11 protein-coding genes are annotated in these 12,337 nt (G+C 55.7%); 8 read left to right on the top strand and 3 right to left on the bottom strand.

The features are described from left to right. Positions 1–9 precede the first annotated feature (9 nt). The gene (locus R6U41_RS06045; protein ID WP_410268933.1) at positions 10–531 is read right to left on the bottom strand and encodes a hypothetical protein; all 522 of its coding nucleotides are present in this window, start codon (positions 529–531) and stop codon (positions 10–12) included. A 221-nt stretch (positions 532–752) separates the two neighbouring features. Here R6U41_RS06045 and R6U41_RS06050 point away from each other — a divergent pair, with 221 nt between their 5' ends. Beyond that, positions 753–2,306 carry an MBL fold metallo-hydrolase RNA specificity domain-containing protein gene (locus R6U41_RS06050; protein WP_410268934.1) on the top strand — a complete coding sequence of 518 codons (1,554 nt, stop codon included), beginning with the start codon at positions 753–755 and terminating at the stop codon, positions 2,304–2,306. 153 nt (positions 2,307–2,459) lie between these two features. Here the strand turns inward: R6U41_RS06050 and R6U41_RS06055 are convergent, their stop codons facing one another. Next, complete coding sequence (locus R6U41_RS06055; RefSeq protein WP_410268935.1) at positions 2,460–3,851, bottom strand: NAD(P)/FAD-dependent oxidoreductase; 1,392 nt, start codon at positions 3,849–3,851, stop codon at positions 2,460–2,462. Positions 3,852–3,878: 27 nt separating this feature from the next. Further along, positions 3,879–4,508 carry an AAA family ATPase gene (locus R6U41_RS06060; protein ID WP_410268936.1) on the bottom strand — a complete coding sequence of 210 codons (630 nt, stop codon included), beginning with the start codon at positions 4,506–4,508 and terminating at the stop codon, positions 3,879–3,881. A 300-nt stretch (positions 4,509–4,808) separates the two neighbouring features. On the opposite strand from R6U41_RS06060, the gene mraZ reads away from it, so the two are divergent. From mraZ to mraY, 7 genes are read left to right on the top strand one after another with little or no spacing between them, the layout of a single operon-like run. Then, entirely contained in the window at positions 4,809–5,267 is a 459-nt protein-coding gene (gene mraZ, locus R6U41_RS06065) for a division/cell wall cluster transcriptional repressor MraZ (protein ID WP_410268937.1), read from the top strand. A 3-nt stretch (positions 5,268–5,270) separates the two neighbouring features. Next, complete coding sequence (gene rsmH, locus R6U41_RS06070; protein ID WP_410268938.1) at positions 5,271–6,212, top strand: 16S rRNA (cytosine(1402)-N(4))-methyltransferase RsmH; 942 nt, start codon at positions 5,271–5,273, stop codon at positions 6,210–6,212. Between the two features lie 34 nt (positions 6,213–6,246). After that, a complete protein-coding gene (locus tag R6U41_RS06075) occupies positions 6,247–6,549 on the top strand; it encodes a hypothetical protein (protein ID WP_410268939.1) in 303 nt (100 codons plus the stop codon). After that, entirely contained in the window at positions 6,546–8,300 is a 1,755-nt protein-coding gene (locus R6U41_RS06080; protein WP_410268940.1) for a peptidoglycan D,D-transpeptidase FtsI family protein, read from the top strand. The genes R6U41_RS06075 and R6U41_RS06080 overlap by 4 nt, the downstream gene beginning before the upstream one ends. Further along, positions 8,297–9,838 carry a UDP-N-acetylmuramoyl-L-alanyl-D-glutamate--2,6-diaminopimelate ligase gene (locus R6U41_RS06085; protein ID WP_410268941.1) on the top strand — a complete coding sequence of 514 codons (1,542 nt, stop codon included), beginning with the start codon at positions 8,297–8,299 and terminating at the stop codon, positions 9,836–9,838. The genes R6U41_RS06080 and R6U41_RS06085 overlap by 4 nt, the downstream gene beginning before the upstream one ends. Next, the gene (gene murF, locus R6U41_RS06090) at positions 9,810–11,243 is read left to right on the top strand and encodes a UDP-N-acetylmuramoyl-tripeptide--D-alanyl-D-alanine ligase (RefSeq protein WP_410268942.1); all 1,434 of its coding nucleotides are present in this window, start codon (positions 9,810–9,812) and stop codon (positions 11,241–11,243) included. The genes R6U41_RS06085 and murF overlap by 29 nt, the downstream gene beginning before the upstream one ends. Before the next feature lie 5 nt (positions 11,244–11,248). After that, complete coding sequence (gene mraY / locus R6U41_RS06095; protein ID WP_410268943.1) at positions 11,249–12,328, top strand: phospho-N-acetylmuramoyl-pentapeptide-transferase; 1,080 nt, start codon at positions 11,249–11,251, stop codon at positions 12,326–12,328. Positions 12,329–12,337: the final 9 nt, after the last annotated feature.

Here is a 12,337-nt window from a genome sequence, read left to right on the forward strand (position 1 = left end):
AACTGGTCTTTACCAAGAGGTTTTTTGAATTTGGATACCTAAAGAGATGATCAACTCAAAAGGGGCTTTCCAATGTGTTTTACGGAGTTGTCGAATTTGAGCATGGTCCCCAAGGAAGCCCGAAGGGCGGGGGCGGGTTTTTGAAGCGACATTGAGCGTTTTTGCGAAGAGATTCAGCCGATGCCGGAGCCGGAAAATTTCAAACTGTTTGAGGGCGCTTGCGCCTGAGTTTTTGAAATTTCGGCGAAGGCATCGGCTGAATCCGCAAAAACGATCCGGAGCGAAAAAACCCGGCCCCGGCCGCAGGGCTTCCTTCCTCCAGGCCAGCACCATTTTCAACCCGGAAGCAGTCACAACCGCAACATCGGCATAACCAGGGCGTAAGCAGCTTGTGCCGGTTTTCGCATGTGTCGGGTCGGGTGTGGTTTGTTTGTCTGCGGCGTGCTTTCGGCGATCGGACCGGGGCATTGGCTGGAATTTTAAAAACTCGGGCGCAAGCGCCCTCAGACAGTTTAAAATTCCGGGCGCCAAAGCCCCGATCCGATCTTATGCCGAAACCGCGCCAATGCAGCCAAACAACCACCCCCGCCCCGCCCCATGGCCAGGCCACTGGAAATATGTGCCAGCAACTGTTGTTTGCCGGAAGGTTCTTTGAAGTTCAATAGATGCAGGGCTTCCTTCCTGAATGTTGAATTTGTTCGGAGTTCCTGGTAGGGATCAAAGGTGACCTTTACCCAATGAAAGGAGATTTCATGCAGATTCGATTTTATGGTGCGGCGCGCGAGGTAACCGGTTCCATGCACATGCTGGAAACCGAAAAAGACCGGATTCTGCTCGACTGCGGCATGTTTCAGGGTAGGCGGGCTGAAGCCGATGAGAAAAACCGGGTGATGCCCTTTGATCCGGCCATTATTGCAAACGTGGTGCTGTCCCACGCCCATATCGATCATTCGGGCCGGATTCCGCTGCTGGTTAAAAAGGGGTTTGCCGGAAACGTGTTGACCACCCGCGCCACGGCGGACGCCTGCTATTACCTGCTGCCCGATAGTGCCCATATACAGGAATCCGATGCCGCCTATCTCAACTATAAGCGGGTGCGCGGGGCCCTGACAGACCTCACGGGCCGGGATCAGAATGAAGTCAAGAAAATGCTCAAGAAAAACGGCCGCACAGATGATGACGCAGTCTCCCGCTATATGGACCGCTACGGGCTGGCCCGGGTGGAGCCCCTTTATACCACGGCTGACGCCGAGCAGGCCCTGACTCATTTTGCCGGCCAGCCTTACAACCACCGGGTGACCGCGGCCCGGGATATGGAATGCGTGTTCTACGAGGCCGGTCATATCCTGGGCTCTGCCGTGACCATCATTCGGGCAAAGGAGCGCGGACGTTATTACAACATTTGCTATACCGGCGATATCGGGCGGTTTGACAAGCCGATCATTCGCGATCCCCAGCTGCAGTTTGCCGAACAGGACCGCGATATCGACCTGATGCTCATGGAAAGCACCTACGGTGACCGCAGCCATGAGCCGGTGGCGGACATGACCCCGCACTTAAAACAGATCATCACCGAAACCGTGGAGCGCGGGGGTACGCTTCTGATCCCGGCCTTTGCCTTTGGCCGGACCCAGGAGCTGCTCTATGCCATACATGAGCTGTATGACAACAACGAGGTGCCAAAGGTGCCCATTTACGTGGACTCTCCCCTGGCCACACGCATCACACGCGTCTACGGGGAGCACCCCGAGGTCTATGACAGGCAGACCCATTCGGATTTTTTAAGCGAAGGGAAAAACCCTTTCCTGTTTGATCACCTGCATTTTACCGAATCCGTGGAGGAATCCATGGCACTGATGCGCGAAGACAGGCCCCATATTGTCCTTTCAGCTTCGGGCATGTGTGAAGGCGGCCGGATTCTGCATCATTTGCGATACAAAATTCACAACGAGAAAAACACCATTTTGATCGTGGGCTACATGGCTGCCCACACCCTGGGCCGAAGGCTAAAGGAAAAGGGGCTGGAATACGAACAAAACGGCCGTAGGGGCGAGGCGCCCGTGATGCGTTTTATGAACAAGGAGTATCCGCTCAGGGCCCGGGTGGTGAGCCTGGACGGCTTTTCCGCCCACGGGGACAAAAATGAAATGCTGCGGTTTTTAAAAGAATCCAACCTGCGGGTCCGGCGCATTGCCCTGGTTCACGGCGAGCCCGAGCAGATGGACGGATTTGCCCAAACCCTGAAAAAAGAGGGGTACAAGGTGTTTTTGCCCCGGGCCGGCGAAGGCCTGCGCATAAGGCGGTAAGAGAAGGCACCGTAAAAAGCTCAATATCTGCGTTACGCGCGATTTCTCAGAATTTCACGTACGGAGCAGTACGCTGCATTCTTCGAAAATCGCGCAAGCCTTGATCTTGAGCTTTTTACGGTGCCTTCTGAAAATTTATTTTTTATGAAACCATCAAGATTTGAGAAAATTAAACGTCTGCCGCCGGACGATTTCTTTTGCCGGGATCAGGCCGGTGGCGGCCGCAGATACGATATTGCCGGCCACACCCGGGCCGTCTCCGGCCACAAACAGTCCCTCAATGGCGGTTTCCAGTACACTGCTGGTGGCCACCTGGGTGGCAAAGAACTTGATCTCCGGGGCGTAGAGCAGGGTTTCATCATTTGCCACGCCGGGCACCACGCTGTTTAGCTTTTCAAGCCCTTCCATGATATTGGCCAGGATTCGCTCGGGAAGGGCCATGGCAATGTCGCCGCAGACCACGTTTTTCAGGGTGGGCCTGATCCCGCTTTTTTCAATGCGGGCCCAGGTGCTGCGCCGGCCCCGCTTTAAGTCGCCCATCCGCTGCAGCAGCGGACGGCCTCCGCCGATCAGGGTGGCCAGCCGGCCGATGGATTCGCCGTAGGCTTGGTTGTCTGTGACCGGATCGGTCAGCACCACCTTGGAGAGAAACGCGAAATTGGTGTTTTCGGATTTGCGGTCCATGAAGGCATGACCGTTGACGCACACAAAATCCCTGTAGGTTTCCTGGGTGACAAATCCGCCGCTGTTGGTGCAAAAGGTCCGGGTCTCATCGTCGTATTTGGCGGTCTGGATAAAAAAGGTGGGGTCATAGATCACATCGCAAAGATCCGCCATGATCTCCCTGTGCACTTCCACGCGCACGCCCACCTCGATGCCCCGCTGATGCATGTGCAGGCCGAACTTGTCGGCCATCCCGGCCATCCAGTCCGCCCCGGCCCTTCCCGGCGCCAGGATCACAAACCGGGCCGTGTATGCGTTGTTTTCGGTGACCACGCGGATTCGGCCCGGTGCTTCGGGGATCACGTCCATGACGGTTTCACGGGTATGGATACGGATTTTTTGCTCCAGGTCTGCCTGGATCTGCCCGATATATCCGGGCAGCCGGTCGCTTCCCAAATGCTTTTGCCGGATGAGCAGAAGGTCAATGCCCTGTTTTAATGCGTGTTTGCGGATTTCTCGGGCGCGGCTGAGATCCGTGGGAAACACCGGTCCGGTCATTCCGTAAGCGTTGAAGATGGCCTCGGTTTCATCAATTAACGCCTGGGCCTGGTCAGGGGGCAGGAAGGTGGTCAGGTCGGTTTTGCCGAGTTTTGGAATAAAATTGAGTTTGCCGTCTGAAAACAAGCCGGCCCCGCCGATGCCGCACAACACATCACATGGCTGGCATTGGGCGCACTGCCGGGTGTCGGTTAAAGGGCATTTTCGGCTGTGCGGGGGCTTTCCCTTTTCTATGAGCAGCACGTTCAGATCGGTGTGGCCGGCCAGGTAATGGGCGGCAAACAGACCCGCAGGGCCCCCGCCAACGATGACCACATCATGCATGTTGTTATCCGTTGACATTCCGATCTGTTATTTCTGCCCCGGGGAGATCTGTCCTTCGGCTTTTTCTGCGATAAGGCCCACGGCTTGGTCGGCTGTGTAGTTCTCCATGTCGATGATCATGTTGTAAAGGGAGGGATCATGCCAGTCGGCCTGGAAGTATTTTTTGATATAGGCCTTTTTTTCTTCCTCGTCGTTTGAAATAAGCCTCTCTGCGTCCTTTCGGCTGCATTTTCGTTTTTCCATCACATCCTCGATTTTTTTCTCAGGATTTTTTTTGAGCAGCACGTGAAAGGTATCCGGCTTTTTCTGGAGGATGCACTGGGCACCCCAGCCCAGAATCACGGCGTTTTCATTCTTGTAGATGTTTTCCACCAGTTCCCGCGTCTTGTTATAATAGGTGGCATCGTCCAAACAGCCGTGCTCCCTGTCCACCACCTTCTGGACAATGGAGCAGGTGTATCGGTCCAGGTAGCGCAGAATCGAGGATCCGCCGGATTTGAGAAAGGTTTCGGCCTCGTGTTTGGACATGTTGAGTTCTTTGGCCACATCAGCCACCAGTTGATCGCCCACGAACTGGAAATCGAGTTTCTTTGCAAGGTCTGTGGCCACACGCTGCCCGCCTGCATTGTATTCGCTGGTAATGGTGATCACTGCCATTTTTGTCTCCTTGGGTTTTGGGTGGAGCTGTTAACAATACTGATTTTATATTAGGCGCCCTTGTTGGATTCGTCAAGCGTCGGAGCCCGCCCACAGAATTTTTTGCATTTTTTTCCCCGGATGTCCACGATAAAGCGGCAATAAAGATTTGTCCCACTTTACACCACATTAAATTTGTTTGCATTACTAGCTAAAATTACATATAAAATTTCAAGAGCTTTCTTGTTTTTTTCTTGACAAAGGCACAGTTTCATGTAGATTTTGAGTAAAAGTGGTGCAAAGTGGATTAAAGGGGGGTACATGTTCCGGGGAAGCTCATATCACACCATTGATGCCAAGGGCCGGGTCAATATTCCGGCGCGTTTCCGGGAACTGATCCGGAACAACGGCGGCAATGGATTGGTTTTATCCGGCCCCGGTCTCGACGAAAAGGGCCTGGTGGCCTACCCCTATCAAAACTGGGAAACAGTTGAGGAAAAAATTCTGCAGATGGCCGAAAAAAGCTCGGCTATGCGGCGTTTCAGGCGTATTTTCATCGGCGAATCGGCCGAATGCCCCATGGACCGGCAGGGCCGGATTCTGATTCCCCAGTCATTGCGTGATTATGCCAGTCTTGAAAAAGATATCGTGCTGGTCGGCGTTCTCGATCATTTTGAAATCTGGTCACTTGAAAACTGGAACGATGAGAAACGCAAACTTCACGAAGAGGATATGAAAGATGAGGAGGTCTCAAACGAAATTGCCAGACTAGGGCTTTAAACCATGGCCACTCGACATGTCTCTGTTATGCGCGATCAGGCGCTCGGGTATCTCAATTGTCAACCGGGCAAATGCGTTGTGGACTGCACTCTGGGCGGTGCCGGACATGCCATGGCCATTGTGGAAAGAATCCTTCCGGATGGTCTGCTCATCGGCATCGATCAGGATGCCGGTGCGGTTGACCGTGCAGAACAGATGCTGACTCCCTGGTCGGCAAATGTTCATCTGATTCATGACAATTTTGTCAACCTGCCTCATATCCTCTTTGAGCTTAAAATTGAAGCCGTGGATGCGATTCTTGTGGACCTGGGCCTGTCTTTTGATCAGATCGAGGCTCCGGGCAGGGGTTTTTCCTTTCGCAGGGACGAGCCCCTGGATATGCGGATGAATCCACAGACCGGACAAAGCGCGGCCCACATGGTCAATACCCTGGATTCCGGGGAGCTGGCCCGGATTTTTAAGGATCTGGGAGAAGAGAAATGGGCGGTTCGCATTGCGCACAGAATCGTTGAAAGCCGCAGAGGCAGGGAAATTGAAACCACCGGGCAGCTTGCCGATATCGTGCGCGGGGCGATTCCGCAAAAAGATGCCGCCCGCAGAAAAATTGATCCGGCCACCAAGGTGTTTATGGCCCTTCGCATTGCCGTTAACCGGGAGCTTGAAGTCCTTAATACGTTTCTTGACCATGTTGTGGAGTGCTTAAAACCCGGAGGGCGCATATGCGTGATCGCCTTTCATTCCCTGGAGGACCGGATGGTCAAGCAGCGGTTTGCAAAATATAGCCGGGGATGCACATGCCCGCGGGACTTTCCGGTTTGCGTATGCGGAGAAAAACCGGTTTTGCGGGTTTTGACAAGGAAAGTGGGAAAGCCCGGAGAAAGTGAAATGAAAGAAAACCCAATGGCGCGTTCCGCCCGGCTGCGGGCGGCGGAAAAGCTGCCATAACTTTGGGCAAAATTTTTAAGGCACGGGGCAGGCGATGTCCGGAAATCGAAAAGTCAAATCACCTCTGCTTACCGGCCGCACGCTTCTTGCCGGCATTTTGCTGATGCTGGTGCTGCTGGCCGAGGTGTTTTTCGATACCTGGTGCGCGGTTCAGTGCAGGCGCACCGGCTATGAGATCGTGGAGGCCCGCAACCGGCAGGAGGAATTGCTCGAGACCCGCAGGAAACTTCAAATCGAGCTGGTTCATTTGAAGTCCCCCCAGGTCCTTGGGGCCAGGGCAAGGACAGAGTTGGGAATGATCACCCCCAAACCGGAACAGATCGTCAAGGTGCCATGAAAAAAAGCCGCCAAAAAGAAAAAAAACCAAACCAGACGCCCGGCAGAAACCGCCGCATCATGATGGCGGGTCTGGTTCTTGCGGCTTGTTACCTGACCATTGCCGGCAAGGCGGTTTATCTGCAGGTAATTGAAGACAGCCGGTTAAAAAGCCGGGCTTCCGGGGAGTATAGCAGTTCTGCGGAGTTTCGGGAAAAGCGCGGCACCATTTATGACGTCAATCTGCGGGAACTGGCGGCCAGCACCCGCGTGGTATCCATCGGCGCACATCCGGCCAGGATCGAAAACCCGAAAAAAGCAGCCTTGGAAATTGCCCGGCACCTGGACATGGATGCCGCGAAAGTGGCCGGCCGGTTAAACACGGATCGGCCCTTTGTATGGATCCGGCGGGATGCGGCGCCCGAGCGGGCACGAGATCTCAAAAATCAGCTCGGCAGCAGCCTGGCCCTGTTTGACAATTATTCCCGTGTTTATCCCAACAAGACCCTGGGGGCGCAAATTCTCGGGTTTGCCGGTGTGGACGGCAACGGGCTCGAAGGCCTGGAATATTACTATGACCGGCAGCTGAGCGGTGCTGTGCGGGAGTCAACTTTTATCCGGGATGCACTGGGACGGATTTTCCAGCAATCCGAGGCCAAATCCGAGCAGGGGCCCGGCAACAACCTGGTGCTCACCATTGACCGCAATATCCAGTACATCGCAGAAGAGGCCCTGAAAAAAACCGTTCTCAAGTTCAACGGGGATTCCGGCATGGCCATGGTCATGGTTCCCCAGACAGGAGCGGTGCGTGCCATGGCCCATTACCCGGGTTTTAACCCCAACGCCTTTACCCGGTTTCCCAGGCAGACTTGGCGCAACCGCGCCATATCCGATTCCTTCGAGCCCGGCTCCACCCTGAAGGTCTTTCTGGCCGCAGCCGCCCTTGAATCCGGCCGGTGCTCCCCCGGGACCCGGGTGGATTGCGAGGACGGCAGTTATGCCGTAGGGGGGCATACCTTGCGGGATCTCCATCCCAACGAGGACCTGACCCTGGCGGAGGTGATCAAATATTCCAGCAATATCGGGGCGGTGAAAATCGCCGAGCGCATCGGACCGGAAAAACTTTATAACACGCTTTCCGATTTTGGATTTGGTGAAAAGACCGGCATTGACTGCCCCGGGGAGACAGAAGGCAGGCTCCGGCATTACCGGAACTGGCGTCCCGTCGATCATGCCACCATCGCATTTGGCCAAGGGCTTTCCGTGTCTGCCGTTCAGCTGCTTTCAGCCGTATCGGCCATTGCCAACCAAGGGGTGCTGATGAAACCCCGAATGGTCAAGGCCATCACCGATGCCAACGGCCAGATCGTGAAAAGTTTCGAGCCGGAGGTCAGGCGTAGAGTGGTCACGGAAACCACGGCCCGTGAGGTGAAAGATATGATGCAATCGGTCACTGAAACCGACGGCACCGGATCTCAGGCCTCTCCCCGGGGCTTTCGGGTATGCGGCAAGACCGGAACCGCCCAGATTTTAAATTCAGACGGCACGTATGAAGACAGCGATTACAACGCCCTTTTTGTGGGTTTCGCCCCGGCCGGGTCTCCGGAACTGGCTGTGCTGGTGATGGTCAAAGACCCCAAGGTGAATCATTACGGCGGTGTGGTGGCGGCCCCGGCGTTTGCCGAGATTGTCCGGGAATCGTTTAATTACATGAACATTGCCCCGGCCCGGGAATTATTGGATCATACCAGGGCTGAAAAGGAGGGGGCATGAAGCTTTCAACACTCATGGCTGCCGTCAATGCCGGGCAGGGCCCCAAAGACCGGCAGCAGGAAATTCAGGAAGTTGAAGTAACAGGCATTCAGTATCGTTCCGACCGTGTAAGCCCCGGTGATCTTTTTGTTGCCTTACCCGGACAAAGCCGTGACGGGCATGACTTTGCAGCGGATGCGGCAGCCAGGGGTGCGGCTGCCGTGGTGACCCGAAAATCCATGAATCTAAATATTCCCGTGCTTGTGGTCAAGGATGCCCGCAAAGCCCTGGCAAAGGCGGCGGCCCGGTTTTACGATCATCCGTCTGACAAGCTTACCCTTATCGGCATAACGGGGACCAACGGAAAAACCACCACTGCCATGCTCCTGGAGCATATGCTCAGGCAAAGCGGCTTGTCCACCGGCATGATCGGCACGATCAACTATCATTACGAAGGAAAGAGCTTTAAAAGCAGCCTGACCACGCCAGAGGCATCGGATCTGCAGCATATTCTGGCAAACATGGCCGCCGCCGGGGTTTCCCATGTGATCATGGAAGTCTCCTCCCACGGAGTGGCCCTTCAGCGGGTTGCCGGGTGCCGGTTTTCTCTGGGCATTTTCACCAACCTGTCCCAGGATCACCTGGATTTTCATGGAAATATGGAAGCGTACTGGGAAGCCAAGAAGGCATTTTTTACCCGTTATCTCCGGGAGCCGGGATCCGTGGCAGTGATTAACACGGATGACAAAAAGGGCCGGGAACTGGCCGATATCCTGGGCCAAAAGCGGTGCATCCGGACCGGGCTGGGAAACGGCAGCCGGGTTTACCCGTCCGGGCTGAGTTTCGATCAGCACGGCATTTACGGTCGCCTGCATCTGCAAAGCGCCTCGTTTCCCTTTCACTCACCCCTGGCCGGCCAATTCAACATGGAAAACATTCTCTGTGCAGCTGCGGCCGCAGAAGTCATGGGTATCGCGCCACGGGCCATCTGCGCGGCAATTGAGACATTTACCATGGTGCCCGGTCGTCTTGAACGGATCCCCAATACCCTGGACCGGTATGTGTTCGTGGATTTCTCCCACACCCCCGCAGCACTGAAAAATGTTTTGATGACGCTAAAGGAAATCATTCCGGGCCGGATTATCTGCGTTTTCGGATGCGGCGGAGACCGGGACCGAGGCAAACGCCCGCAAATGGGTGAAATTGCAGGCAGATACGCGGACCTGACGGTAGTGACATCCGACAATCCGCGCACAGAAGAGCCCGGCGACATTATCGCCGATATTGTAAAGGGCATTCATGACGCCAGGCAGTTGTCGCCCCTGCAGGTGGGACCGGAGTTTGACCGGGGCAGTTTTACAGTCGAGCCGGACCGGAAAAAAGCCATCCGGCTGGGGATTCGCGCCTCGCATTCCGGAGATGCGGTGTTGATAGCCGGCAAGGGACATGAAACCTATCAAATCATCGGGCACCAGACCGTGGCTTTTGATGATCGGCTGGAAGCCCAACAGGTGCTGGCATGGGAAATGGATGATGTCGCTGATACCCTGGACCATTGAAGATATAACGGCTGCCACTGCCGGAGACGTTGTGAGTACGGGCAATCGGACTGATTTTTCCGGCGTGGGCATTGATTCGCGTGATGTCGCCGGCAATGACATTTTTGCAGCCATTGTGGGGCCACGCCATGACGGCCATGATTTTTTCCAACAGGTTTTGGATGCCGGCGTATCCTGCATTGTCTGCTGCCGAGACCGGCTGGGGAGCCTGCCTGTGGAGGACTGGAAAAGGCAGGGGGTGGCCTGTATTGCCGTGGACGATACCATCCGGGCGCTCGGGGACATGGCCGCATACCAGCGACGACGGGCTCAGATATCCGTGGTTGCGGTTACCGGCTCCAACGGAAAGACTTCCACAAAGGAACTGATCGCCGCGGTGCTGGCAAGGAAATACAAAGTGCTTTCCACGGCCGGCAATCTCAACAATGAAATCGGCATGCCCCTGACCCTGCTCAGGCTCGAAACAGAGCATCAGGCGGCAGTGCTGGAGCTGGGCATGAATCATCCCGGAGAAATCGACCGGCTGGCTGCGATTTGCCGTCCGGACGTGGGGGTGATCACCAATATCGCACCGGCTCACCTGGAAGGGCTGGGAAGCGTGGAAGGGGTGGCCGCCGCCAAGGCGGAATTGCTTATTCATATCCGATCCGGGGGCACTGCCGTTCTAAACAGCGACGATGCCTATGGCGCATGGCTGGCGTCCCGGGCACAGAGCCGGGTGGTTTTTTTCGGCTGCACGGACTTTGCCGGGGTCAGGGCCGGACAGGTGGCGGTCTCCGATGATGCCGTGACTTTTGAGCTCATATTTCCGGAGCAACGGGCTTGGGTCAAGCTGCCGGTTCCCTGGCGGTTTATGGTGAAAAATGCCCTGGCCGCTGCTGCCGCAGGCTGGGTCCTGGGCATTGACGCCGAACAGATTGCAGCGGGCCTGGCCGAATTCAGGCCGGTTGCCGGAAGAATGGTCGTGCACCACACCCCGGCCGGAGCAAATATTATTGACGATACCTATAACGCCAATCCGGGTTCCATGGAAAACGCCATCCGGTCGCTTGCAGAGCTTGGCAGCGGCAAGCAGGGAATCCTGGTGGCCGGGGACATGCTGGAACTGGGTGATGACGCAGCCCGGCACCATGAAGAAATGGGCCGAATGGCTGCTGATGCCGGGATCAGCCGGCTTTATCTTTCAGGTGATTTTGCCGCCCGGGTGGCACACGGAGCCCGGCAGGGAGGGATGAAAGGCGGGGACATTTTCGTGGGCACCAAGCACGACATTGTCCGGGATCTGGCCCGGGATCTCAATGAAGGCGACTGGGTGCTGATCAAGGGCTCCAGGAGCACCGGCATGGATGAAATCGTCTGTGATCTTACACGGGAGCCGGCGCCCGGATCGGATTCAGGGGAGTAAAAGCAATGCTTTATCATTTGTTTTATGCGCTTCAGACCGAGGTTTCGGCGTTTAACGTGTTTCGCTACATCACGTTTCGAACCATTTACGCCGGTTTGACAGCGTTTTTAATCTGCTTTGTGTTCGGCCCCTGGATGATCCGGCTGCTGCAGGAAAAACAGATCGGCCAGTACATCCGCCGGCTCGGCCCGGCCTCTCACCAGGACAAGGCCGGTACCCCCACCATGGGCGGGGTGCTGGTGCTGCCGGCAGCATTGTTTTCAACCCTGTTATGGGTGGACTGGCGAAATGATTATATCTGGGTGGTGCTTTTGGTGACCACAGCCTATTTTCTAATCGGTTTTACGGACGATTATCTCAAGCAGATCCAGAAAAGAAACCGCGGGCTTCGCGGATGGCAGAAGTTTTCCTTTCAGATTGCCGTGGCCGCCGCTGCCGGCTGGCTGCTCTTTCGGCACCCGGGATTTTCCAGCCAGATCACTATTCCGTTTTTCAAGGGCGTATCCCCGGATCTGGGGCTGCTTTATATTTTGTTTGCTGTGTTTGTCATCGTCGGCACCTCCAATGCGGTCAACCTCACAGACGGCCTCGATGGCCTGGCCATCGGGCCGGTGATTATTGCAGCGGGCACTTACATGCTGTTTGCCTATGTTGCCGGCCACATTCGCATTGCCGAATACCTGCAGATCAATTACGTGGCCGGGTGCGGGGAAATTACCGTTTTTTGCGGGGCCCTGGCCGGGGCTGGCCTGGGTTTTTTGTGGTTCAACGCCTATCCGGCCCAGATTTTCATGGGCGATGTGGGTTCTCTGCCTTTGGGCGCGGCCCTGGGGACTGTGGCCATTATTACCAAGCAGGAGATTTTGATGATCATTGTGGGTGGGGTGTTTGTCATCGAGGCGGTGTCGGTGATCCTGCAGGTGGGGTTTTTCAAGCTCACCAGCGGAAAACGGATTTTTCGCATGGCGCCCTTGCACCATCATTTCGAGCTCAAGGGGTGGGCCGAGTCCAAGGTGATTGTGCGCTTCTGGATCCTGGCAATCATGCTGGCCCTGGTGGCCATTTCAACATTGAAACTGCGGTAACCCAAGGGT

Source organism: Desulfosalsimonas sp., assembly GCF_046483245.1.
Lineage (GTDB): Bacteria > Desulfobacterota > Desulfobacteria > Desulfobacterales > Desulfosalsimonadaceae > Desulfosalsimonas.